At 68.2% G+C, this 23,472-nt stretch carries 23 protein-coding genes and 2 pseudogenes; 7 read left to right on the forward strand and 18 right to left on the reverse strand.

Translation table 11 applies throughout. The features are described from left to right. Nucleotides 1-9: 9 nt before the first annotated feature. From ACFWFZ_RS09030 to ACFWFZ_RS09075, 10 genes are all read right to left on the reverse strand, one after another. A complete protein-coding gene (locus tag ACFWFZ_RS09030; RefSeq protein ID WP_387118764.1) occupies nucleotides 10-1,011 on the reverse strand; it encodes a glycosyltransferase in 1,002 nt (333 codons plus the stop codon). After that, entirely contained in the window at nucleotides 1,011-1,910 is a 900-nt protein-coding gene (locus tag ACFWFZ_RS09035; protein WP_387118767.1) for a glycosyltransferase, read from the reverse strand. Before ACFWFZ_RS09035 ends, ACFWFZ_RS09030 begins: the two co-directional genes overlap by 1 nt. Next, entirely contained in the window at nucleotides 1,907-2,662 is a 756-nt protein-coding gene (locus tag ACFWFZ_RS09040) for an HAD family hydrolase (RefSeq protein WP_387118770.1), read from the reverse strand. The genes ACFWFZ_RS09035 and ACFWFZ_RS09040 overlap by 4 nt, the downstream gene beginning before the upstream one ends. Continuing rightward, complete coding sequence (locus ACFWFZ_RS09045; RefSeq protein WP_387118773.1) at nucleotides 2,659-3,681, reverse strand: NAD-dependent epimerase/dehydratase family protein; 1,023 nt, start codon at nucleotides 3,679-3,681, stop codon at nucleotides 2,659-2,661. The genes ACFWFZ_RS09040 and ACFWFZ_RS09045 overlap by 4 nt, the downstream gene beginning before the upstream one ends. A gap of 98 nt (nucleotides 3,682-3,779) precedes the next feature. After that, nucleotides 3,780-4,991, reverse strand: coding sequence for a polysaccharide pyruvyl transferase family protein (locus ACFWFZ_RS09050; RefSeq protein ID WP_387118776.1), 1,212 nt, complete (start codon nucleotides 4,989-4,991; stop codon nucleotides 3,780-3,782). A 17-nt stretch (nucleotides 4,992-5,008) separates the two neighbouring features. Next, nucleotides 5,009-6,064: a glycosyltransferase gene (locus ACFWFZ_RS09055; protein ID WP_387118779.1), complete on the reverse strand. Its 1,056-nt coding sequence runs from the start codon at nucleotides 6,062-6,064 to the stop codon at nucleotides 5,009-5,011. Then, the gene (locus tag ACFWFZ_RS09060) at nucleotides 6,061-7,104 is read right to left on the reverse strand and encodes a glycosyltransferase family 2 protein (protein WP_387118781.1); all 1,044 of its coding nucleotides are present in this window, start codon (nucleotides 7,102-7,104) and stop codon (nucleotides 6,061-6,063) included. The genes ACFWFZ_RS09055 and ACFWFZ_RS09060 overlap by 4 nt, the downstream gene beginning before the upstream one ends. After that, nucleotides 7,101-7,799: a phytanoyl-CoA dioxygenase family protein gene (locus tag ACFWFZ_RS09065; RefSeq protein WP_387118784.1), complete on the reverse strand. Its 699-nt coding sequence runs from the start codon at nucleotides 7,797-7,799 to the stop codon at nucleotides 7,101-7,103. Before ACFWFZ_RS09065 ends, ACFWFZ_RS09060 begins: the two co-directional genes overlap by 4 nt. Further along, entirely contained in the window at nucleotides 7,796-8,773 is a 978-nt protein-coding gene (locus ACFWFZ_RS09070; RefSeq protein ID WP_387118786.1) for a UDP-glucuronic acid decarboxylase family protein, read from the reverse strand. The genes ACFWFZ_RS09065 and ACFWFZ_RS09070 overlap by 4 nt, the downstream gene beginning before the upstream one ends. A 102-nt stretch (nucleotides 8,774-8,875) precedes the next feature. Continuing rightward, nucleotides 8,876-9,283 carry an ATP-binding protein gene (locus tag ACFWFZ_RS09075; protein WP_387118789.1) on the reverse strand — a complete coding sequence of 136 codons (408 nt, stop codon included), beginning with the start codon at nucleotides 9,281-9,283 and terminating at the stop codon, nucleotides 8,876-8,878. Between the two features lie 372 nt (nucleotides 9,284-9,655). Between ACFWFZ_RS09075 and ACFWFZ_RS09080 the strand changes: the two genes are divergently transcribed. Together ACFWFZ_RS09080 and ACFWFZ_RS09085 are read left to right on the forward strand one after the other, a co-directional pair. Further along, nucleotides 9,656-10,693 carry an AAA family ATPase gene (locus ACFWFZ_RS09080; protein ID WP_387118791.1) on the forward strand — a complete coding sequence of 346 codons (1,038 nt, stop codon included), beginning with the start codon at nucleotides 9,656-9,658 and terminating at the stop codon, nucleotides 10,691-10,693. Further along, a complete protein-coding gene (locus ACFWFZ_RS09085) occupies nucleotides 10,693-11,244 on the forward strand; it encodes a guanylate kinase (RefSeq protein ID WP_387118794.1) in 552 nt (183 codons plus the stop codon). The genes ACFWFZ_RS09080 and ACFWFZ_RS09085 overlap by 1 nt, the downstream gene beginning before the upstream one ends. Here the strand turns inward: ACFWFZ_RS09085 and ACFWFZ_RS09090 are convergent. From ACFWFZ_RS09090 to ACFWFZ_RS09115, 6 genes and pseudogenes are all read right to left on the reverse strand, one after another. After that, nucleotides 11,239-12,096, reverse strand: a complete 858-nt coding sequence (locus ACFWFZ_RS09090) for a DUF1932 domain-containing protein (protein ID WP_387118797.1) — start codon at nucleotides 12,094-12,096, stop codon at nucleotides 11,239-11,241. The two genes, ACFWFZ_RS09085 and ACFWFZ_RS09090, sit on opposite strands and share 6 nt — an antisense overlap. Next, a complete protein-coding gene (locus tag ACFWFZ_RS09095; protein ID WP_387118800.1) occupies nucleotides 12,093-12,758 on the reverse strand; it encodes an HAD family hydrolase in 666 nt (221 codons plus the stop codon). The genes ACFWFZ_RS09090 and ACFWFZ_RS09095 overlap by 4 nt, the downstream gene beginning before the upstream one ends. Nucleotides 12,759-12,795: 37 nt before the next feature. Then, nucleotides 12,796-13,257, reverse strand: a complete 462-nt coding sequence (locus ACFWFZ_RS09100; protein ID WP_084898214.1) for a PPC domain-containing DNA-binding protein — start codon at nucleotides 13,255-13,257, stop codon at nucleotides 12,796-12,798. A 32-nt stretch (nucleotides 13,258-13,289) separates the two neighbouring features. Beyond that, entirely contained in the window at nucleotides 13,290-14,288 is a 999-nt protein-coding gene (locus ACFWFZ_RS09105; RefSeq protein ID WP_387118803.1) for an asparaginase, read from the reverse strand. 65 nt (nucleotides 14,289-14,353) lie between these two features. Then, nucleotides 14,354-15,226 (reverse strand): hypothetical protein, encoded by an 873-nt coding sequence (locus ACFWFZ_RS09110; protein WP_387119243.1) that lies wholly within the window; start codon nucleotides 15,224-15,226, stop codon nucleotides 14,354-14,356. A 339-nt stretch (nucleotides 15,227-15,565) separates the two neighbouring features. Continuing rightward, a pseudogene (locus tag ACFWFZ_RS09115) lies at nucleotides 15,566-15,895 on the reverse strand (helix-turn-helix domain-containing protein); the annotation flags it as partial. 413 nt (nucleotides 15,896-16,308) lie between these two features. Between ACFWFZ_RS09115 and ACFWFZ_RS09120 the strand changes: the two are divergent. Then, nucleotides 16,309-17,192 (forward strand): annotated as a pseudogene (locus ACFWFZ_RS09120) (GNAT family N-acetyltransferase). 127 nt (nucleotides 17,193-17,319) lie between these two features. Here the strand turns inward: ACFWFZ_RS09120 and ACFWFZ_RS09125 are convergent. Then, nucleotides 17,320-17,760, reverse strand: coding sequence for a pyridoxamine 5'-phosphate oxidase family protein (locus ACFWFZ_RS09125; protein ID WP_387118806.1), 441 nt, complete (start codon nucleotides 17,758-17,760; stop codon nucleotides 17,320-17,322). A gap of 699 nt (nucleotides 17,761-18,459) precedes the next feature. On the opposite strand from ACFWFZ_RS09125, the gene ACFWFZ_RS09130 reads away from it, so the two are divergent. The 3 genes from ACFWFZ_RS09130 to ACFWFZ_RS09140 are packed head-to-tail and all read left to right on the forward strand — an operon-like array spanning nucleotide 18,460 to nucleotide 21,333. Further along, on the forward strand, nucleotides 18,460-18,993 hold the full coding sequence (locus ACFWFZ_RS09130) for a hypothetical protein (RefSeq protein ID WP_387118809.1): 534 nt from the start codon (nucleotides 18,460-18,462) through the stop codon (nucleotides 18,991-18,993). Between the two features lie 3 nt (nucleotides 18,994-18,996). Continuing rightward, nucleotides 18,997-20,112 carry an MAB_1171c family putative transporter gene (locus ACFWFZ_RS09135; RefSeq protein WP_387118811.1) on the forward strand — a complete coding sequence of 372 codons (1,116 nt, stop codon included), beginning with the start codon at nucleotides 18,997-18,999 and terminating at the stop codon, nucleotides 20,110-20,112. A 24-nt stretch (nucleotides 20,113-20,136) separates the two neighbouring features. After that, the gene (locus ACFWFZ_RS09140; protein ID WP_387118814.1) at nucleotides 20,137-21,333 is read left to right on the forward strand and encodes an amidohydrolase family protein; all 1,197 of its coding nucleotides are present in this window, start codon (nucleotides 20,137-20,139) and stop codon (nucleotides 21,331-21,333) included. A gap of 40 nt (nucleotides 21,334-21,373) precedes the next feature. Here the strand turns inward: ACFWFZ_RS09140 and ACFWFZ_RS09145 are convergent, their stop codons facing one another. Then, complete coding sequence (locus tag ACFWFZ_RS09145) at nucleotides 21,374-22,276, reverse strand: helix-turn-helix domain-containing protein (protein WP_387118816.1); 903 nt, start codon at nucleotides 22,274-22,276, stop codon at nucleotides 21,374-21,376. An 835-nt stretch (nucleotides 22,277-23,111) separates the two neighbouring features. Here ACFWFZ_RS09145 and ACFWFZ_RS09150 point away from each other — a divergent pair. After that, nucleotides 23,112-23,471, forward strand: a complete 360-nt coding sequence (locus ACFWFZ_RS09150; RefSeq protein WP_387118819.1) for a hypothetical protein — start codon at nucleotides 23,112-23,114, stop codon at nucleotides 23,469-23,471. Nucleotide 23,472: the final 1 nt, after the last annotated feature.

Raw genomic sequence — 23,472 nt, forward strand, 5'->3', positions numbered from 1 at the left:
CCGCCGACGTCACCTCCAGACCTCGCCGCTGACCGCTCTCTTATAGACCGCCAGGTACTGGCGAGCGATGGTGTGGTGACCCCATCGGTCCAACGCTGTCTTGCGGACGGCCTGGGCTGTGGGCAGCGACGCCAGCACCCGCCTCGCGTCGCTGGGTTTGACCTCCCGGCCGGCGGGCAGCACCGCCCCGACGCCGGGGACGATCTCGGGCAGGCAACCGTTGTCGCTGGCGATCACTGGGGTGCCGCTGGCGGCGGCTTCCGAGACGACGGTGGCGCCGGGCTCGATCCATCGTCCGCCGAACGGTCCTCCCCAGGGCTGGGACAGAACGAGCTGCGCTCGGGCGCGTGCGATCAGTCGGGTACGAGCGCTGCCGCCGACCTCGCCCACGTAGCGGACGGTGTGTGGGAAGTCCGCCAGTAGAGCGTCAAGGTAGTCCTTCTCCCAGGCTGGTCCGGCGACCGTCAGCGGCAGGCCGGCGGCGTGCGCGAATGCCGCCGCCTCGCGTACGCCCTTGTGTGCGGAGACCCGCCCCAGGAAGAGGAAGTAGTCGTCCTTCGCCTCCTGGAACGGATACCGGGAGGGGTTGACCGGAAGCCGGATCACCGGAGCCGATATGGACCCCGCTGCGGCGCGTTGGGCGCGGGAGAGGTAGATGCCGTTCCTCCGGCGCTCTGGCACGCCGTTGAGGTGGTGCGTGCTCACGGTCGGCCTGAGCCCGCCGGGAGGAAGTGCGGCGGTGTTCGAATGGTCGTGGACGATGTCCGGGGCGAATGCCTCGATGGCGGCGTGAATGTCGGCTGTCTCGACGGCGGCGGACACCGTGACGCCTTCCTGGACGGGGCTTCCAGGGGCTCCAAGGAGCAGGATCTCGCACCCGGCCTCCAGCAGCCCGTCCATGAGCGTGGCAACGACCCACTGGATGCCGCCGTAGCCCTGGGGTGGCACGGTAATCCACTGGGTGGGGTCGACCCCATACCGATACGGCGGAATGACTATGGCCACCTTCATCAGTCACCCCTTTTGGTCTCGTCATCGATGGCGCTGGCCTGGTGCCCCGTGATGACCTCCCAGCAGACGCCGAGGAGGACGCTGGCTGTGTAGAGCATCGCCAGGGCGGTCCGCACTCGACGGACGCCGTCCCCTGACCGGTTACGGCCCCATTCCTTCGCGATTCCTCGCCGCGCGTCGTTGCGCCGTGCTTCGCTGCGCCCCTGCCAGAAGGCGCGGCGCAGCAGGTAGGACAGGGTCAGCCGGTGGGTGGGGATCAGGTGTTGGACGTCAGCGCCGTGCAGGATCGTCGCGGTGGCACCGCCTGTGGTCATCTCCCGTACGAAGGTGGTGTCCTCGGCGGAGGTGAGGGAGCTGCCGATCCGGCCGAGACGTTCGTCGAAGCCCACACCCAGCAGCCGGGCGTGCTCTACGTCGATGGCGAAGCTGCCGCCCCAGATCGATGCCGGACGGGAAGGGGCGTGGGAGCCGAGGTAGTGCAGCTGGCCCGAGGTCAGGAACCACGGGCGACGGTGCCCTTGGAGATGGGCGGTGATCCTCGTCCCCGTCACATGTGCCCCAGCAGCCAAGGCCCCCCGCATCTCGTCGAGAGCGTGAGCGTTGGGGACGATGTCGTCGTCGAGGAAGACAAGGTGCCGGGTAGGGGATTCCTTCATGGCCTTGTTGCGGCTGTAAGCAAGCCCACGGTTGGCCTCGTTGCAGATCACGCGGAATTGGGAAGGGGTCGGGGAGACACCCTCGGGCAGTAGGGGCAGTTGGTGCGCCGGCATGTCCGCGATGATCAGCATGGAGTCCCGGGGGCCCATCGCAGGGGTGATGCGGGCGATCGCCCCCGGCAGGCTGTCCGGGCGGTTGCTGCACACGGCGATGGTGAGCGGGAGAGTAGCGCTGGGGGTCACGGGTGCACCTTTCGGTCGCCCCTGGGGCCGTGCTGGTCGCGGTCGAAGGCCTGCAGCACATCGGACAGATCCCCGAGCGTGGCGAGCGCCCAGTACCCCGTGCTTTGGCCTCTCGTATGATCTCGCCGGCCTCGCAGATCGCGGTACGCGGTCACGATCTCGGGAGCCACTCCGGAAGGAGCGCTCCATCCGTCATCCACGCTGACGATCGCGGCCGAGCAGCCGAGGGCCAGTGCGGGAATGGCGTCGTGGTCGAGTCGGTCTCCGACGACCACGGTGTGGTCCGGCTTCCAACCCAGCTGGTCCAGTGCCCACGTGAAGAGACGGGGGTCCGGCTTGGCGTAGCCGACGAGCGAGTCGAGCGCGACGAGGCGGACTTGGCGCTCGATGCCCAGCGTGCGAAGGGCGGCGAGGCATTCCGGGGGCTGGTTGGCGACGACGCACACCTCGTAGGTCCCGGCGAGCCCGGTGAGCGCGTCGACTGCTCCGGGGATCGGCTGGACGAGCGAGGTCCAGCGGGCGCGGACGCGCTGCCAGCTCTTCGTGCCGTTGGGCGGGAAGAGACTGGGCGGCGGCGAGCCGGGCGTGCGGTCCTGGTAGAAGGTGCGCATGGCCCGGAGGAAGGCGTCCATGGTGAGCGCGGGCTCGTCCGCCCGCGAGAGTTCCCAGACGCCTTGGAGCCATGCGAGGTCGAACGGCTCGTCGTAGTAGAGGACTCCGCCGACATCGATGGCGAGGGTGTGCGCGGTCATGACGTGACCGCCCGTCCGGAGGCCCATGTGAGCCACTCGGGCTTGTCCGCTGCGTCGTTCTCGATGGTGAGGGAGGTCGTGGGTTCCACGGGGCCGTGTTCGCGGGCCCAGCCCGCAGTGCGGCGCAGCCCTTCGGCGAGCGGGGTGTCGGCCCAGTCGCCGAGCATCGTACGCGCGAGGGTGTTGTCGGTGTAGGCGGCGTGAACCTCGTCGCGGGCAGCCAGGTGAATGATCGGGTGGTCGGGCACGCCCATCGCGGTGCGCACGGCGTGCGCCATTTCCAGCACGGTGGTGGTCTGCGAGGAGCCGACGTTGAACACCTGGCCCCAGGCGCTGGGCTGGTCGGCGGCGGCGAGGAAGGTGCCGACGATGTCCGGGGCGTAGGTGAAGGCACGGATCTGGCTGCCGTCTCCGTACACGCTGATGGGTTCGCCCCGCATGATCTGGTTGAAGAAGATGGCGACGGCGTTGCGGTAGGGATCGCCCATGTTCTGCCGCTCGCCGTAGACGTTGTGCATCCGCATCGCGAAGTACGGCAGGCCCTGCAAGTGCATGGTGACGGCGAGCTCACGCTCGACCGCGAGCTTCGCGTTGCCGTAACTGTCCGCCGGCGTGGGTTGCTCGTCCTCGCGCATGGGTACGTGCCCGTGTCCATACACCGCGACCGACGAGGCGAAGCCGAAGAACTGGACCTTGGCGGCCAGCGAGGCGTTGATCAGGTTGATGCTGCCGAGCAGGTTCACGGAGTAGTTGTGGTGCTTGACGGCGTGGCTGATGCCTTCGGCGGCGAAGGCGGCCAGGTGATAGACGCCGTCGAAGCGGTACGAGGCGAAGAGCTCGGTGACCGCGGCTTGGTCGGCCACCGAGCCGACGATGAGGGTCGCGCCGGCGGGTACGTTCTCGGTCTTGCCGCCGTCGAGGTTGTCCAGGACGACGACGTCGTCGCCGCGCTCGATCAAGGATGCGGCCAGGTGGGACCCGATGAAACCGGCGCCGCCGGTCACCAGATGCGTAGGCATGGCTGATCTGTCTCCTCTTGCCTGAGTGGGGTCCACCCGCGGACCGGGATTGTCCATCTGCGGGTGGTCGTACGAGCTACTGCGCCGGCCTGGGGGCTTCAGGCACCGAGGAGCTTGCGGATCCGGGCGAAGTCGTCGTGTGCGCGATCGGTGATCAGCGGGAGTCGCTGCCGCAGGATGGCGCGCAGCCCGGCCGCGTCGGTGTCATTGACGAGCCGGTCGATGACGGAGGGGTCCTCGGCGAAGGCCCGGACGTCCATGTGAATGCCGGCCACGTCGACCGAGTCTCCGTAGGTCTCGGCCAGGACGCCGTTGAACTTGTGCGAGTGACCGATGGCGATAGCCGGCACTCCGCTGGACAGCGCGCCGATCGCGGCATGCAGGCGCTCGGAGACGACGAGCTCGGCCCGCGCCAGGATGCCCTTGTAGTCGGATGCGGACAGCGCACCGGGCAGCACCTTGACCTGGGGCGAGCCGAAGGCTTCCGCGATGCGGGCGGCGAGGATGCGGTCGTCGTTGTGCGACCGGGAGTCGTGGCAGTGCGGCACGAGCAGGACCGGCATGTCCCAGGTCCGTACGAAGGAGGTGACGAGCCGTGTCAGCGCCGCGAGGTGTCGCGCCTCCTCCAGGGCGCTGAAGCGGGTGATGCCCTGGCTCGGAGCGACGCAGACGTACGGCTCGCCGGGGGTAAGCCCCAGGTGGCTGAGCACGGCGGACACGCTCTCGCTGGTGGCAGCCGACAGCAGGAAGGCGGGGTCGGAGGAGAGACTCACCCTCTGCTCCGGCAGGCCGAGCTTGTCCACGACGTAGCGGTGGGAGACGCTCTCCCGGACGGTGAGGAGCTGGAGGCGGTCGGCCACCGTCAGCCATGCCTCCGCGTCGGAGGAGTCGTCGAAGGGGCCGACGGACTGGCCGATCATCACCGTAGGGATGCCCCGCTGCTGGGCGGCGATCAGGGCGCGGAGGTAGGGCGTGGAGACTCCGTAGTCGGAGGTGTGCAAGTCGCCCCCGGTGGCGATGACCAGGTCCGTGTCGGCGAGCAGTCGTTCGCGGCGGGCACTCAGCTCGGACGGGCTCTCCTGGGGACGCATCTGCTGCCAGGAGCGGGAGACGACGAACGGATCGGCCGCGCAGTCGGCACCGGTGGGGGCGAGGACTTCCTTGTCGAGAGCCGGGGTCTGGGTGAGGACGGTGACCTGGTGAGCGCCCGTGGCGCCACGGGGATTCAACTGGTCGACGATGGATCGGGCCAGGGCCTCGACCCCTCGGCTTTCGCAGCTGGTGATGCCGGTTATGAGGATGTTGGGCACAGCGGACCTCCCAGAGGTCATAAGGTGAACTGGATGAGTTCGGCCAGTACGGTGCGGTAGTTGAAGCGCTCGTGCACTCGGCGTTGGATGGCAGCCAGCGGTCTGCGGTACCGACCTGGATCACGGAGCATCTGGGCGAGGGTGTCGGCCGGATCGCCGCCCAGCAGAAACAGCTCGACGTCATCGCCGTAGAGGGCGGAGAGGTGGCCCAGGTCCGGCCAAAGCACGGGGATGCTGCCCGAAGCCAATGTTTCGAACATGCGTGGGGTCAGCAGTTCCATCCGCGCGAGAAGCGGTCGTGCGAGCACGGGCGTGATCGCCGCCTGAGCCATGGCGGAGACCACCTGCCCGAACGGCACGGGCGGCGCCACCTCGACGCCGCGCTCCTCCATCCAGCCGGGCTCGTTGGCGGTCGCGAGAAGGTGGTCGGGATGCGGATCGCCGGTCCACCAGCGTCCGCACACCCGAATGCGGTGGATCGGCGGCCGACTGGCGCCTGCGGCCTGCAGGAGGCTGGTCATCTCCTTCCAGCGCCACCAGTTCGCGCCGACGTACTGCAGCTCGTACGGCATCGTCCGCGGGTTCGGGTAGTCGGTGGCGAGGCGGTGGATGTCCGGCATCCCGAAGTAGCTGAAGAACTGGGCACCGTCGGGGAGGTGCTCGCCGAGGCGCGGCTGGAGGATCACATCGCTCAGGTCGGCGTATAGCTTGTGCCAGGAATCGATGGTGTCCACGCCGGCGTTGTTGTCGACCCCGGCGCACACCTGCGGCCCCCAGTGACCGTCGGGGTCGAGCACGATTCGCCGCTGGCGCGGCACGACCTCGCACAGTTCACGCTGCTGGAGGGAAAGGAACTGGGCGTTCTCGAAGACGAGGACGAGGTGGGTGGCCCAGGTGATGTCGTCCACGAGGGGCAGGTGGGCGTTCACCGTGCCATCGAGCCGCGACAGCTGGCTCGAGACCCCGACTTCGCATCCGACGGCCTGAGCGACCCGGGCGTACTCGGCGATCATGTGGCTGGAGCCCGCGTTCCAGTGGAAGACACCGGCGAACAGGATCCGGGGCGTGGTCATCGCGTGCTCCTTGCCTGCTGTGCCGCGTAGTCGGCCACCTGTCGGCCGAGCTGGCGGTGGGCACGTCGGCGGCCCCGGATCAGCGGTACGCGCCGCACAAGCCACCACACGGCCCCGGTGGTCTCCCAAGTCCCGCGCCACCAAGTGGTCTCGCCCCCGACGCCGCGTCCGCGCAGATCGTCTTTCAGCCACCGGCTCGCCAACCGCAGCGTGGGACGTGGGCGCCAGTCGATGTCGGTGAGCAGGTAGTAGTAGCGGTTGCGGCGCATTTGGACGCGTCGGTAGCGGCTGCCCGCAGTTCCCCCGCCGCCGAAGTGCTGGATGCCGACATCAAGCAGGAGGGCAACGCGCCAGCCGGCCCAACGGGCGCGGCGGCACAGGTCGGTCTCCTCGTAGTACGTGTGGAAGACCTCGTCGAAGAGGCCGACGGTACGCAGCAGTGTGGCGCGGACGAAGAAGGCGGCCCCTTGGACGTAGGCGTGCTCCAGGGTGTGCGGGGCCCTGCCTTCGAGCGGGCCGGCAGGTGAGGGGTGGTTCGGCCAGTCCCCGGCGAAGGCGTGCTGCTCGCCCCAGCGCAGTGCGGTCTTCGACCAGTTGTTGTGGGCGCCGAGCGCGGTGTTGCCCGACTCGTCGTACTCGTACTGCATGGGGCCGACCACGCCGTAGCCGGTCCAGGTCTCCATGAACTCGACCAGGTCGCGCAGCAGGGAGTTCGGCGTCTGGGTGTCCGGGTTCACGAGGAAGACGTAGTCCGCGCCGTCTTCGAGTGCCGCGCGCATCCCGATGTTGTTGGCGCGGGCGAAGCCGACGTTGGTGTCGTTCTGGATGATCCGCACCCGCGGGAAGCGCTTCTGCACGAAGGCTGCGCTGCCGTCCTGTGAGTCGTTGTCGACGTACCAGATGGTCAGGTCGAACCCGGCGGCGTCACTTTCGAGGAGTGAGGCGAAGCAGGGCTCCAGCCAGCTGAGCTCGTTGGTGCCCACGGTGATCGCCGCCACCCGTACGCGTCGCACTGGTCCGATGGGGGCGGAGCTGGTCACGGCAGCTCCATTTCGACCGGGGCGAACTCGATGACGATGCTGCGCCGGATGCGTGCGGAGGTGTTACGGCGTGATGCGTGGGCGACACGTACGTCATGGACGCCGACGTCGCCGGCCGCGAGCGAGAGCGCGCGGACGGGGCCACGTGCTTGAAGCGCTTCCGTGTCCATCTCGTCGGGCAGCAGGTGCGATCCGGGGACGAACTCCAGACAGCCGTTGGCCGGGTCGGAGTCGTCGAGGAAGAGGCTCAGGTTGCACACGGTGTGGGCGGGCACCGTGGTCCGGTCGCGATGCCAGGGCACGGGGGCGGCCACCTCAGGCAGTTTGACGATCATGGCGCAGGCGGTGGCGCGGACCGGGCAGCCCAGGATGGCCGCAGCCAAGGGGTGCAGGAGACCGTCGGAACCGTAGAGGCGCGCAGTCGCGGGCGCCTCCTGGTCCTGCAGGTTGTGGATCCGGTAGAGGACGGAGGTACTGGTGCCGGCGGGTGTGAAGTGCCAGTAGTCGGGCGACCGGAAGCCGTCGTGCGTGAAGCGACGGATCAGGTGGTCAGCCTCGGCACGGAGGGTGTTGAGCGCGTCTCCCCCGACCTGCTGGGAGAGGGCGGCATAGCCGTCCGCACGAAAGTCCCGGAGCACCCCGTCGGCGAGCGGCGCAGAGGGGCCGCCGGTCGGGCTCTGTGCCTGCTGTGTCATCGTTCCCCCGCTGCGGTGTGGTGGAGCTGCGTGGCGAACCAGTCGATGGTGGTGCTCAACCCCTTGCGGGGCTCGGTCTCCGGCCTCCAGCCGAACTTGTCCCAGGCCAGGGCGATATCCGGCTTGCGGCGACCCGGATCGTCTACCGGGCGGTCTACGAATTCGATCGGCGAGGCGGAACCGCACAGCTCGCGAACCAGGTGAGCGAGCTCCAGGACCGTGGTCTCGGCGGAGTTGCCCAGGTTCACGGGGCCGGTGTGCCGACCCGAGGCGACGGCGAGGATGCCCCGGACGGTGTCGTCCACGTAGCACAAAGACCGCGTCTGCGAGCCATCGCCGGTGACGGTCAGCGGTTCTCCCGCCAGCGCCTGGCGGACAAAGGTCGGCACCGCTCGCCCGTCGTCGGCCCGCATCCGGGGGCCGAAGGTGTTGAAGATCCGTACGATCGCGGTGTCGACGCCGTGCTCGGTGCGGTAGGCGGTCGTCGCCGCCTCGGCGAACCGCTTCGCCTCGTCGTAGACGCTGCGCGGCCCGACCGGGTTGACGTTGCCCCAGTACGACTCGCGCTGCGGGTGCTGGAGCGGGTCGCCGTACACCTCGGAGGTGGAGGCGAGCACGAAGCGGGCCTTCTTCTGCCTGGCCAGCTCCAGCGCGTTGAACGTTCCCTGCGCCCCGGCCTGAAGGGTCTCGATCGGCAGGCGCAGGTAGTCCTGCGGGGAGGCCGGCGAAGCGAGGTGGAGCACGAGGTCAACCCCACCCGCCACCGGGATCGGGGTCGTGACATCGTGCACCAGCAGTTCGAACCGGTCGTCGGCCCGCCGATGCACGACGTTGTCGGCCGTGCCCGTGAGGAAGTTGTCGACGCAGACAACCTCGACGCCGCTGTCGAGCAGCAGGTCACACAGATGGGAGCCGACGAACCCGCAGCCGCCGGTGACGACGGCTCGACGGAAGGGGACCTGGCCCGTTGCCATGGCCCTTCGTTGCGAAGAGGTGCTCATAATGCCTCTTTCTCGGCAATTCGAATGAAAATCGACATGCTTGTGCCCTCCTCGGGCGTCACGAGAGGCTGGGATTCAGCAGGGTGTGGCGGAGCTGGTCTCCGAGCAGACGGCGGAGCTCGCGCTGATGAGTCCCCATACGGCCTTGCCTCCGGGAACCGGGGTCCATCCCCAGTCCCGGGTGAGCTCTTGGACCAGCAGAAGTCCCCGGCCGGTCTCGGCATCCTGGTCGTCGGCTGACCTCTTCGGCTCGCCGTCGGCCTGGTCGATCACCTGGAGGACGACATCCCCGTTGTCCAGCCATGCACCGAACTCCACGGAACCGGAATCCCCCGTTGCCGTGACGGCGTTGGCGACGAGTTCGGTTATGACCAGGCCGACGTCGGCGATGACGCTCGCGCTCAGCATGCCAGCGAAGCAGGCGCTCACGAGATGGCGCGCCACCTGGGCGGCGACGGGCTCGGCCGCGAGAGCGCAGCGCATTCGGGGCGTCCGTGTGGACTGCCCGGTTGTGATCAACAAGGTCATCGCCTGGCCCTCGCCATGCGTGGTCCCCTGGCCCAACACGGTGTCACCTCCGCTGAGAGCCGCCGCCGTGGCACATGGAGTGCATGCGGTCGGCCCGCACTCCACGATGACGTCGAACCGCGCCCTCGCTTATGAGCGTTTATGAGAGCGCAGCTTCGTCCCGCCCTACAGGGGCTCTGGTCTGCCGCTCGGTGGCCCCCATCTCACCTCCTGTGGCGCCCTCGGGGTATCACGTGGGACTGCTCGTTCCGCTCGCCCGACGCCGTCACTTCTTTTCAACATCCGCTTACACATGGGCTCATGAGAGGGACACTTAGGGTCCGGATCATGTCGAGAAGCGAAGAGGCGGTACGTGGCGTGGGAAAGATCCGCGTCGGCTGGCGGCCGGAGGTTCTCCGGGCGCGGCGTGAGGCACACGGCCTGACGCTCGAGGGTGCGGGCGAGAAACTGCGCGCTGTGGCTGCGGCGGCCGGACTGACCGTCCCGGCCGCGAACTTTCAGACGCTGTGGCAGCACGAGCAGGGCGAGATCTATCCCGGCCCGCACTATCGCCGCGCGTACTGCCTTCTCTACCGGGCTACAGAGCCCGAACTCGGCTTCCGGCAGGCACTACCCGGCGAAACCACGGGCGTGCAGCTCGCCCCCTACTCCGAGCCGCTCGCCGGCGCACACGTCCTGGCGGTGGAGCGCGCTCTGCTGCAGATCGCTCCAGGCCGGCCCGACTCGCCCAGCGATGATCTGCAGCATCGAATAATGGATGCCTGGAAGCGTCGGCACACCGGTGGCGACCCGAATCGCCCCACGCTTGTCCTGGTCGGCGGTCTCGCGGGCAGCGGGAAGTCGGAGTTCGCACGGTTCATCTCGCAGCTGACCGGATGGCCGGTGCTCGACAAGGACCCGATCACGCGTCCCCTCGCGGAGCGGCTGCTCTCCGAGCTCGGGTGCGACCCGAACGACCGGCACAGCGCGCTCTACCGAGAGAAGGTGCGCCCCCTGGAGTACCAGTGCCTCCTGGAGGCCGCGTACGCCAACGTCGACTGCTCGATCAGCACTGTGCTCACCGCGCCGTTCATCGCGGAACTTAGCGACCCGCGGTGGGTTCAGCGCCTGGTGAACCGTTGCGAAGCACGAGGGGTGTCAGTCTCCGTCATGTGGATCCAGTGCGACCTCGACACCATGCGGGAGTACATCACGTTCCGCTCAGCGGCCCGGGACTCGTGGAAGATCCAGAACTGGGACGAGTACGCTGCCACGGTCGATCCGGAGCTGCGTCCCTCCGTCCCGCACCTGGTGGTCGACAACCGCCTGGGCGCTGCTATCTCCCTTACCGACCAGGTACGCCAAGTCTTCGGGACGGTTCACTGATGGACACCGGAATCCTCCTATACGGGCCGCCAGCCTCCGGCAAGGACACCGTCACGGCTGCGCTCACCGCCCTCGATGCGTCGTATGCGCCCTTCGCGAGGCTGAAGATCGGCACCGGTCGTACGCATGGCTACCGCATGGGTACGCGCGACCAGTTGGCCGAGCTGGAGGAACGCGGCGAGGTCATCTACCGCAACGACCGTTACGACAGCACGTACGTCGTCGACCAGCCCGGTCTGGACATGGCGATGGACGGCGGTCAGGTTCCGATCGTGCACCTGGGCCAGGTCGAAGGCGTACAACGGGTCGCGGACGGCTACGCCGCCCGGTGGTGGCGGGTGCTGTTGTGGTGTCCCCGCGATGTCACGGCACTTCGGTCCGTGGGGCGGGGCGATGCCGATACCCCAGCCCGCCTGGCAGCCTGGGACGCGACCGAGCGCGACCTCGACCTGCACCCCGGTGTCACCTGGGATCTGACGATCCACACCGATCGCGTACAGGTGCAGGACGCCGCCGCTGAGATCCACGCGCTGGTTTGGGCCCGGTCATAGCCCGCGGTGGCCCTCGGACTGCAGCAGGGCCAAGGCGTCCTCGACGGTGAGATCGGCGTCCCGAGCCTCATCCCAAAGGGCAAGGACGGCTACGACGGCATGCATGAGGTCGTCCGGTAGGCCCGCGTCAGCGAGGAGGGCCGCCGCTTCCTCCATCTCCGGACCCCAGCGCCACGCGCGTGCGGCGGTCTTGGGGATGTAGTCGGTCTCAACGAGGTAGCTGCGGCTTCGCTGGCCGGCGACATCGAGCAGCTCCTCGCCCACGCCGTACGCTTCGGCAAGGCCGTACGAGAGGGCCGCCAGGACGCGTGATGCCTTTTGGTAGCTGGAGTAGGTCAGCTTGAGCGCGGAGGCTCGACCAAGCTCGGTGCCCAGAGACCGTACCCGCACGTCCGTCCCGGCGAAGAGCTTCTCGAGCAGGGCGACAGGATCGGCTGCGCCCGCGATGTAGAGGCGGGGCTGCTTCCCGCCGACCGGCGGGGACCCGATGACCGCCGCGTCGATGACCACGGTGTCCGGCAGGATCTGCGAGATCCACCCCACGCGCTGCGGAGTGATCGCGTTCGCCTCCACATAGATCTTGTCCGCGAAGCCGTACTCCGCGACCATCTCCGCCATGCTCTCGGCGGCGCCCGGCGGGCACAGCGACAGGACGAGATCCGCGCGCTCAAGGAGCTCGCCGAGGTCATCCACGGCCGCCAGATCGGCATCGACCGCCCGCTGTGCTGTGGCGCGGCTTCGCCCGGTCGGGCACCACAAGACGTCCGTCCCCTGTCGACGCAACTGGCCGCCCACCGCGGCTCCCATGCTGCCGGGGTGCAGAAGTCCCACGGTCATGCGGGGACTGGTCATTGTGGCTCCCTTTCCGGGGCTGCGGCCGCCAACAGGTCAATCGCGGCGCGAGCACCGCTCACCTCATGGTCGGGTGCGAGACATCCGTCCGGCCAGACGACGCCCCGGTTGATCCACACTGTCCTGAGACCGGCATCACGGCCGCCGTCGATGTCGGTGACGGGGTTGTCGCCGACTATCCAGCCGGTACCGCCGGCGTCACCCTTGCACCGGCGGATCGCTTCCAGGAAGAAAACTCGGTCCGGCTTGCGGGCGCCGACCTCCTCGGAGATGCACACGGCGTCGACGCGCCTGGCGATCCCCGTGGCCCGCAGCTTGGCCCACTGGATGTCTGCCGCCCCGTTCGTCGCGATGCCGATGCGCCAGCCCGCAGCCCTGAGCTCGTCCAGGCCGACGAGGACGTCCGAGGGACAGTGCACTGAGGCGGCGATATCAGAGCAGTAATCCCTCCATAGTTGCTCAGCGGGTTCAGCGAAGCCGAACCGTTCACGTACCTCCACGAACTGCCCAGGCCCCGCCCGGTCCTTGAACAACTGGCGGACCCACTCGGCCTCCTGCGTACCGAGGCCCCTCAGAGCGCAGAACTCGGCTGCCCATTCCACGAGGGCGAGCTTGCGGTCGATGAGCGTGTTGTCCAGGTCAAACAGGACGAAGGGCTTCATGATGTCCGTCTGTCATCGGCACGCCAGGACGCCGCCTCTACTCGCCGAAGGTGAGCAGGGGTACGTCGTAGAGTGCGGGGTTGCGTGGCCTAGTCATGGTCGGCGAGACGACCTCCACGACGAAGAGCTCGCTGAGGAACTGGACCTTGGCGCTCAGAAGGTGGCTGGTGCGGCCGTCGGCCGACTGAGCCTTCAGGCCGGCGGACACGTGGATGTGCGGCAGGATGCCGCCGGTCAGAGGATCGTGGGCGAGCGTGCCCGCGCCGAATGCTTCGACGTTAGTGACGTAGGTCTTGGCCCAGACCGGGGCGTCGGGATCTTCGAGTTTCTCGCAAGCGCCGACGATTTCGGCTTCGGCGAACGCGCCGATGAACGAGGGAATGTAGCCCTGTCGTACCCCGTGGTCGCGACAGAACGCGGAGAGTGCGTCGAAGAAGTCCTCGCCGTGGTCGAAGGTAACGCCGAAGGTTCGGCCGATGGTCAGTTCATGGGCGCGCACGGGTGTCCTTTCGAGGGGGTGACGTGTGTGACTCAGTGCGCGAAGACGGCGAACTGCTTGGTGATCGTCTCGCGGTCCGCGTGTTGGGCGAGCAGCGCTTGGAGCAGGAGACGAGCCTGGTAGGGACCGAGGTCGCCGGCCGGGATGAGCCCGCGGTTGATCAGGTCCTTCTCCGAGCCGGGGAAGCCGTACGTGCTGGTGAGGACAGGGCCGTTGCCGATGCGCGAGGCGAGGACTACGGGGATGCTCGCGGCGAGCCGGTCGATACTCTCGACCAGTCGCTGAGGAACATGTCCCACGCCGAACGCGGCGACGACAAGCCCGTCACAACTGCCGTCCCATGCCGCGAGCAGTGTGCCGTCGTCGCCGAGGCAGACCGTGTACAAGCCCACACGCGCGTCACGGTTCGGCGGCGCCAGGGGACCGAATCGGCGGGGCAGCGGGCCGGCCAACCGCACACGGTCCTCCGCAACCCGGCCGATGGGCCCAGTCCCGGGGGACGCGAAGGCGGCGGGGCTGGTGGTGTGGGACTTGCGGACATGTCGCGCGGCGTGGATCTCGTCGTTCAGGACGACCAACGCCCCGGCTCCGTGCAGCTGCGGGTCAGCTGCGGCGACGACCGCCGCGTACAGGTTGGCGGGTCCGTCGGGTCCGGCCATGGTGGGGTTGCGCATGGCGCCGGTAACGATGACCGGCTGGTCGTGACCGTGGTGGAGGTCGAGGTAGAACGCGGTTTCCTCGATGGTGTCGGTGCCCTGGGTGATCACGACCCCGTCGACGCCGCCGCCGTCGAGGGTCCTACCGATCGCCGCCCCGAGCTCCGTGAGGTCCTCGAACGTGAGCGACGCACCGGGCACCCGGCGAAAGTCGTGCACGCGCAGGTCGATGCCGCGACCGGCCAAGCCGGGGACGGCCGCGAGAAGGTCATGGGCAGAGAGAGCCGGGACGACTCCACCGGTCGCCGGATCGGCAGTCATGGCGATGGTGCCGCCAAGAGAATAGACAGCCACCGTGCGTGTCGCGCCCACCATCGCCCCCAACTTCCCTTCCGTCTCTCACCTATTGGATCTCACGCTCGGAGATCGTTCCCTGCAGGCTATCGGGTAGCCCCCACAAGGTCACCAGCCTCGGACCGCAGCTCGGCGGCCACGTATGCGCAGGCCCGGTCCAAGGCGCCGAGGCTGAGATGCCGGCTCCGGGGCATGGCGAGTCTGGTGGTCCCCACAGCAGCGAGCTGTCCACAACGGCGTATCAACCAGGGGCGATCGAGGCCCAGATAGTCGGCAGTTGCCGACAGCCGAACCCCAGGCGTGGGGCCCGTGGTCATCGTGTGCGCTTTCGCGTGGCCGGTGATGTCCGCAAAGGCCCGGAGGGAACGCGCCCCGCCGGTCATGGCTGTCTGGGGGACGGGAGCAGCCCGTACCCAGGTCGCGATGGCAGCCCTGTGCCCTGGCACGAGCACGAAGCCATCCGTCTGCTGAAGGTCCGGTTCGTCGGTCAGCCAGGTCGTGACGCCGTACGACTCCATCAGCGCGATAGCGAGGAACAGCAGCACGCGCTCGTATGTAGGCGAAGCAACGACTTCTGGGCCGGGAATGCAGAAGGCGCGCCCCACGCCACTGTGCTCGCGCTCGGGAGCCATCATCTGGAGGTACCGGTGCTTGTGCTCGAAGAGCAGCCAGGTCGCAGCCTCCTCGCCGCGCTGTTCCCGGGTCCAGAAGACCGGATCGCCGGCTAGCTCGTCTCGCTGGTCGAGGATGAACTCCGCGCACGCCCGGGAGCCGACAAGCATCTGGGACCCGTCGGTGAGGTCACCCAGGGCGATCGGCCCACGGCCGTGGCCTAATAGTTGCTGCGGAGGAAGGCTGTCTTCTCCGTGAAGCACCGCGTCATCGCCCAGGACAGCGGAGTCGAAACCTGCCACGGCCCACAGAATCCCGTACGTGAGGTCGTCCAGCTCGTAGGCCACGGGGACGGCAAGGGTGCTCCCCTTTCCGCCACGAACACCCTCTCGCGCGTCCATTACGAAGTGCCGGCGCGCCCCATCCACATTGTGGTGTGCGGCGAGCAGGGCCCTGAGGGGCATCCGACTCCACGTCTCGGACTCTCTGCTCGACCCGAGATGCAGGGCGTCGCCGCGGAAGGACGTGGCCGGTCCAGTCAGCACGGGGAGCGCCGTCGGTGGCAGGTTCCGCCCGGCGGGCAGAAGGAGTTGTCCCGGTCCCTCCCGCAGCGTCAGGCGTCCGCCCAAGCCGTCCGATGTCGACGGGGGCAGGGTGCTGTCGGGCAATGGGCCCAGAAGCCGCCCGGGTACGCCGAGGGCCTCGCTCCACTGTGCGAGTTGGCGACGGTCACCGATCTTCTTCTGACCACGCTCCAGCCGACTGACCTCGGCTTGATCGATACTGACCAGCCTGGCGACAGATGCCTGCGAAAGTCCGGTGTGCTTCCGGAAGAGCCTAACGACCACGCCGAGGTCCCAGGCGCGAACAGCCGCCTCGACGTCCGGGTCCGCCCAGAATTCAGGTGCCACCCTGGGCATCGCGCTCCGCTGGCAGGGCCCGCATCGCGTTCCCGAATTGAACCGGCTGAGCGTCGCACGGCACGCCGAACAACGTCGCTCTGCCCCGCCGCCCATCCCCACCTCACCTGTATGTGATCAGGCGAACCCCCAGCGTGCCCAGGCTCCCACATGCGCCACAGTCCTCAGAAGCCGATATTCAACCGATCTTGGAGCGCGTGATCTGGACTGACAGCGGGCATGTGTGGTGCCTTCTCCGTCGGGTCCGACTCTCGGAGCGCACGGCTGCACTCTCCATGCCGGGCTTCATTGGCGACGAGAACCGCCTTGTGTCAGCTGCGGCAGACGGGACGGTGCGCGTAGATCGCCAAGGTCGGTCGGCGGCGAAGCCCCCTCTCTGATGGCAGAGGTGTTTGCCGCACTGCGACAACGCGGCCCGCCGTAGTTTTCCGGCACGGCACGCTGGGCCTGGCGCCTCGCCCACGCGGATAACTGAGGGCGCACGCCGACAGCAGGAGGGATCATGAGGCATGCGCCCGGATGGCTGGCACCTCACTGAAGACCTCGACGGCTTTCTCGCCCGAGCCGGAGACTTCCTGCGCTCGCGTCCCGCCCTGCACACCGTCCCGCTGACGGTGACCGAGGCGCTGCGCACACGCGGGGCGAACGCGTACGGCGCCGAAGCGGCCCCCGTCTTCGGCTGGCTGGAGCGGGCGGGCGAGGTCCGCGCGGCCTTCTTCCGCACCCCGCCCCGCCGCCCGTACCTCACCCCCCTCACCCCCGAAGAGGCCGACGGCCTCGCCGCCCACCTAACCGACCTCGGCCACCCCCCTTCCCGGCGTCAACGCGGACCACGACACCGCCACCGCCTTCGCCGAGGCTTGGCAGCGGCATACGGGCGCGACGCCGACGCTCCACGAGCGGGAGCGCCTGTACCGCCTCGGCACGCTCACACCACCGGAGCCGCTCCCGGAGGGCCGAGGTCGAACTGCGCGCGAGCAGGACCGCGAGCAACTCATGCTCTGGCACCGCGAGTTCGTCGCCGACATCGGAGGAATCCCCGCTGCGGACAAACAGCTCATGGGCGGACACGCGCATCGCCCACGGACGCGTCAGGTTCTGGGAGACCCCGGACGGCACCCCTGTCTCCATGGCCGGCATGACCCCGATGGTCGCCGGCCAGATCCGGGTGGCCCCCGTCTACACCCCGGCCCACCTGCGCGGCCGTGGCTACGCGGGCGCCGCGACGGTCGAGGTGAGCCAGGCCGCGCTGGCCGCAGGCGCGGCGGAGGTACTGCTGTTCGCGGACCTGGCCAACCCCACCAGCAACGGTCTCTACCAGCGGATTGGATACCGCCCGGTCGCCGACTTCGCGGTGTACGACTTCTCGTCTGCCGCGCCCGAGATCCGTTGAAGAATCCCGTGGCGGCAGCACAGCGAACACCTCTGCCATCAGGGGACTTCGCCGCAAGCACGTCTTCTCGGTATGGCCTGGCTCTCGTGCCGCCCACAACGACAACGGCTCGATCGCGGCTTGATCCCTAGGCTGCGGCGTCCGAGACCTTGGACCTGGGCGCATCGACATGTCCCATAGCTCGGTCGATCGTGATCTCGATGACCACACGCTCCGGGTCCGGAGCTGGCGTGCGCCGGTACCGCTTTCCGTAGCGCGTCACAGCGTCGGCCACTGCGGCTGCGTCCGTGCGCACTTCAGCCGTGCCTTCCAGCGTCGCCCAACGCCCTCCGTCCACCTGGCAGACGGCGGCGCGTGCTTGGCCGGGAAGCGCCGCCTGTACGTTGGCGACTTTCCTACTCGATTTGCGGGTGATAACCCGCGCGATGCCGGCGGCGGCGTCCACGGTGACCCCAACGGGCACGACATGTGGACGGCCATCTGGGCGGAGTGTGGTCAGAGTGCACAGGTGGTACTCATTCCAGAACTCCAGGTAGTCAGTTCCTCTGCGGTGTATCTCGGCGTGCATACCTGGAAGCCTAATCGCGAGTGATGTCCTGACTATCCGAAAGTGGCCCTGGCCACACCCCACCTCCCGTCATGAGAGGCGGGGCTTTTCTGTGCTGAATGACCGATTCAGCGCAATTGCTCGCGATGAAAGCGTCTCGGATCGGTAACGAAGGCAACCCCTCTTGAGGTGCTTGGCATGGCCACATCGTTCGTGAGAACTGCCAGCTCAAAAGCATGATCTACAAGTAGGTGTGCTGATTTAGTGCGATTTGGTGCGTCGATGCTGCTGCGACCCGGTAGGCGCTTTCCAGCCGGATCTTGATGCGGCTTCGCGTAGTGTCCGATGAAGTCCCCAGAGCCTGCCCGGGATGCTTTATGTCGTGTCATTGCTCGTTCGCGTCAGTGACTTCGATGTGTGAGGAGTCTTGGGCGCGCGCCCGTTGTGGTTCACGGATCAGGTCCTTCGCGGCCTGGATCGACGTACTGCCCTCGATACCCGTGATCACTTTCGGCTGCGCTGTGCGGAGGGACTGGACATGGTCGAAATGGGCGCGGCCGTCGCCCGGCTTCGTGTCGGAGCAATCCACGGCTGGTGCGAAGGGGATTACTGATGTGGCCGGGAAGAACTGACCGCGGCACGACTGAACACAAGGTGCCGGCGCAGGGCGGACTGAGCGTTCGGCGCTTTGGGCGGTGGCGTACCGCGCAGAAGCGGACGGTGGAACGAGACCTGCACCGTCGGCTGCGTCGCGAGCTTCGGGACCTCGGCGTCCAGCCGCCGCTGGACGTGAAGGAGCTGTGTAGGGCGCTCGGCGAGAGGCGAGGACGGCCGATTGTCCTGCGGCCCTTCCCGCTGGAGAAGCCCGGACCGTCGGGGCTGTGGGTCGACACGCCTCAGATGGACGTGGTGCTCTACCAGCAGGAAACGACCCCCCTGCATCAGGATCACATCATCCTGCACGAGGTGTTCCACATCATCGTGGCGGAGGACGAGCAGGCCGAGGAGGAGCAGGAAGCTCCGGACGACTTCGTCGAGGGCTGGGCCACGATGATCCCGGTGCTCGATCCCGCGCTGATCCGGCGTGTGGCCCGCCGATGCTCGTACGACGACGGGGAAGAGTGCGCCGTCGAGCTGGCGGCCACGATCGTCCTGGAGTGGTCGTCGGTGCTTGACCATGTTGCCCCGATGCCGGAGGACCCCACGGTGCAGCGAGTACAGGCGGCCCTCGGCGACCGACGAGGATGGCTGTAACCCATGACCGAACTGATCCTCCTCGGCCTCGCCGCTGCCGTGGCGTGGAAGCTCTACCAGTGGTCACGAGCCCCGCAGGACGCGCCGCTGCGTTCCGTCACCCTGTGCCTGCTCACCGCCCTGCTGTCCTACCCCCTGGCCATGCCGGGTGGCGGTTCGGGCGTCGACACCGTGGCCGGGCATGGCACAGCGAAGCTCATACAGAACGTGCTGCTCCTGCTGACGGTCTACTTCCTGATGTGCTTTTACCTGTACTCCGCCGACGGGCCGACCGCCCGTCGACGAGCCCGACGAGAGGCCGTCGTCGTCGCGTTGGTGGCCGTGGCCATCGTCGTGGCCGCGGAGACGGTCCCCCATGACGTCTTCGCCGGCTCCTTCAGCACGGCGGACATGACGATCCCGCAGATCGCCTTCTTCTACGGTGTCACCGGCCTGTACCTCATGTACGCCCTCGGCGTCACCGGTCGGTGGACCCGCCAGTACGCCCGAATGTCGCAGCGCCCGCACGCGACGGGATTGTGGATGGCCGCTGTGGGCCTGAGCGCGATGGCGGTGGCCTGCGCCGTCCGCGCGGTCTTCGTGGCCGTCCGTTGGAGTGGCGGGACCGTGCCGCAGCCGCTCATGGCCGGCGTCGCGGTGTTCCTCGTCGTGTCCATCCTGCTCTTCGTCGCCGGTGTCACTTATGCGGGGGCCCGCGCGAGGGCCACCTCGGCGCGGCTCTGGCTGCGGCGACGCCGTGACCACCGCCGCCTGGCCCCGCTGTGGCAGTTGCTCACCGACGCGTACCCCGAGAACGTGCTGCGGCCGGCTTCCTCGGCGCTTTGGGATCGTTGGAGGGCGCGTGGCGTGCACCGGCGCTACCACCGGCGGATAGTGGAATGCCGGGACGGGTTGGTTGATATCAGCCCGTATCTGGCTCGCGAGGGTGAGGGCACCGAAGTCCTCTCCCTCCCCCCGACCGTGCTGGCGGAACGCCTCCGCCAAGCCGTGACCACGATCGGGAAGGACGCTCGTCCAGCGCGTCAGGCCGTAGCCCTGGCAATGCCCCAGGCGGATGACCGGGACGCGGACGTACGTCAGCTGATCGCGGTATCGGACGCGCTGCGTCTGTCCGCCTGACCATCGACGATCAAGGAGGCCGAGATGCTGATCACCGCCCGCCGAGTCCTCGTGGGCCCCGGAACGTATCTGGACGATGGCGCAGTCCTCGTCGAAGGCGACTCGATCACTGCGGTGGGGCCGCGCGCGGAGATCGCGGCGCGGGTCGGTTCGGACAAGACGCACCTCGCGTTTTCCGAGGGCACGGTGGTGCCCGGTCTCATCGACGCCCACGTGCACCTCGTGTTCGACGGCGGCGCGGACCCGGTGGCCACGCTCCACGAGTCGAGCGACGAGACCCTGCTGAAGGACATGCGCCGCCGCGCGGAACAGCTCCTCTCCAGCGGCGTGACGACCGCGCGTGACCTGGGGGACCGCAACGGCCTCGCCCTCCAGCTGGACGCAGAGGTCGCCAGCGGCAGCACTCCCGGTCCCCGGATCGTCTCCGCGGGCACACCCGCGACCCCGCCTGGAGGCCACTGCCACTTCTTCGGCGGTGAGGTTTCCGGGGAAGCCGAGGCCCGCGCTCTCGTACGGCGCAACATCGAGGCGGGCGCCACCGTGATCAAGGCGATGGTGACCGGGGGCGGTCTGACCAAGGGTGGGCCGCAGAGCTGGCAGAGCCAGTTCTCCCCCGAAGAACTCCAGGCCCTGGTAGACGAGGCCCACAGGGCCGGCCTGCCGGTGGCCGCCCACGCGCACGGTACGGATGGCATCACCGCGGCCGTCGAGGCCGGGGTGGACACGATCGAGCACTGCACGTGGATGACGAGCGATGGCTTCGACCTGAGGCAGGACGTCCTGAAGCAGATTATCGACCGGGGCATCGTGATCTGTCCGGCCGTGAGCCCACACTGGCAGATGCTCCCTCGCTTCTTCGGCGAGGAGCGGGCGGCGGCCATGTTCGACCTTGTACGGCAGATGGCGGAGGCCGGAGCCAAACTCATCGCCGGAACCGACGCTGGAGTCCAGCGCGCAGGGTTCGACGGACTGGTGCCGGCCTTGTCGTTCTACGCGCACCTGGGCCTGTCGAACGGCAGGATCCTCGACATGGCGACTGGCGACGCGGCCGACGCGCTCGGACTGGGCGGGACGACAGGCCGGATTGCTCCGGGGTTCCGCGCGGACCTGCTGGTGGTCGACGGAGACCCCCTCGAAGACCTCGGCGCCCTGAAGGCGGTCCGGGCCGTGGTCGCCGAGGGCCGCCTGCACGAGCCGGGCAAGACGTCAGGGCATCAGTAGCCGCGCCGCCCGTCCGCGGTCCAGGAGCTGCGGACGGGCGCTACTCGTCGGCGTCCGCTTCCTTCTCCTCCAGCTCCGCCACCAACTCGTTTACGAGCGCCATCGCCTTCGGTGACAGGCCCTGGGAGCCCAGCCCGCGAGCCTTCACCCGGCCCACGGCCCCCTTCTTCGCGGCTGCGAGGAGCTGAAGACCCTCATAGACCTGAGCAGCCACGGCGGCGTCTGGCTCGAAGTACATCCGCGAGACGCCGACGACGGCTGAGAGTGCATCCAGAACCGCAGGAGACGCGGTCCCGGTGATGCCCGTACGGAGATCCCGGAAGCCCTCCTCGGTGATGACCTGCGCCCCGGCGTGAGCGTTCACCTCGTTCGCCATCTCGGCATCCGAGGGAGGCCCCTGGGGCCCGGGATACGAGCTGTCCAGGAGCAGGGTGATCTTCTCGGCCAGCGATTCGGGAGGGGTGCCAAGAGCCGAGGCGCTCCCGGTTCCCGACGGCGCAGGTTCAGAAACCTGCACACCCTGCGCCTTGGCGATCGACCGAGCCTCCGCTCGCCGCAGCTCCTCCGGGCTGACCCCATACGCCGCCGCCAAGGCCGGGACGTACTTGTCCTTGAGACGTCGCTCTCCGCGTTCGGCCGCCGCTACTGGTCCGGCGCTTTTGGTTCCGATCAGCTCAGCCGTCTCGTACTGGTAGTAGCCGGCATCGCAGCGCAGGTCAGTCAGATCGGGTTGCCCAGATCGTGGGAACAGGTCGTTTACGTCCTGTCCGAGCGCGCGCGCCAGCGCGGGCAGTTTCTCCGGATCGGGAGTCTGCGCGCCGGTCTCCCAGCCAGCGACCGCCGAGTCGGACACTCCCAGCGCCTCGCCAACGGCAGCCTGGAAGATCTCGGCGGCTCGCCGTACCGCACGTAGACGGCTTCGGTCGAAGTGACGGGCAGGCATCGGACCTCGTTTTTATGCAAACTGGAGTCGATCCAGTGCGTTGACTTTTTCTTCGGTCGGGAATAGTTTCAGCTTAGCGAAGTGCGAGCGGCGTTGCACGCTTGCTCGATCTTCGTCTTCGAACCCTGCCAAGGCTCTGGGCCGAGGGAGGGAGCGATCGGAGTCCGCCGCGACAACCTGTGCGCGGAGAGCTCTCAAAGGAATCGGTGCCGGGGGGTCGTCTCTCGGGCGTTGGAAAGTGTGCGGCTTTGGCCCCGGAGGGGCACGGAGATCGTACTTCGGTCGCTCCATGCCCTGAACGGCATTCGCGAGTGGCTGTTGCGTGAGGAGTGTCGTGTGTCTCTGCTCTGTCGAACGGGCGGCGGTAACCCGCTCGGCCCGAGGGGGCGGTGACTGCAGAGCCTCGGTCGTGCATCAAGCCACGCACCCGCTGATCCTTACCCACTGCAACAGCTGGGAAGCCGGGCCGGGGGCGCAGTGTCCGGCCGGGGCCGTGAGTCCTGAACACTCACTGACCAGCGATATATGTCGAGTTGGCGTCGAATTGGCTCAGTACCCGCTGTCCGCTGGAGTGTTGACGGACGTCTGCATATGTTGCTGGTCCCTCGCCGGGAAACGCCGGCACCAGGCTCAACGCACGGGAGCAAAGTAGGACTTACCCCAAGCGCCACGGACGCGCTTCCTTGAGGGGAAATGAAACCGGCGCCCAGAAGTTAGCCGCTTCCGGACGCCGAGCCCGCCACCCGAAGGGGGCGGATCCATAACCGGAGCGGGTCGGCTGACCTTTTCGACGAGAACGGCCGTCCCACTCCACCTACGAGTGAGGAATTCTCGCATGCCCGAGTCCCGGAACGGAAGGGCGCACACCGCCCGGCCCGTCCAGGTCACCGACCCTGCCACCGGATCCCGCCGGCGTCGCCTTGCCGCCCTCCTCGCGGACATGGTGCCCGGTGCTCGCACCATCCGCGTCTCGCAGCGTGAACCCGAGCGGACCTGGCCCAGCCCCCACGCCCGCGCCTACGACGAGCAGGGGAGCCCTGTCGCCCTCAACCGGGCCCAGGGCCTGACGGCAGCACGCTGGGTGATGCGCACCCACCCCGAGGTGAACTGGAACGAGGCATACGACCTCGACCTCGCCACCGGTGTCCTGCGCCCCGCCGCTGAGGCGTACGCGGTCGCGGACGGGAGGCGCTGAC

The sequence above is a fragment of the Streptomyces sp. NPDC060232 genome, assembly GCF_042726555.1.
Taxonomy (GTDB): Bacteria; Actinomycetota; Actinomycetes; order Streptomycetales; family Streptomycetaceae; genus Streptomyces.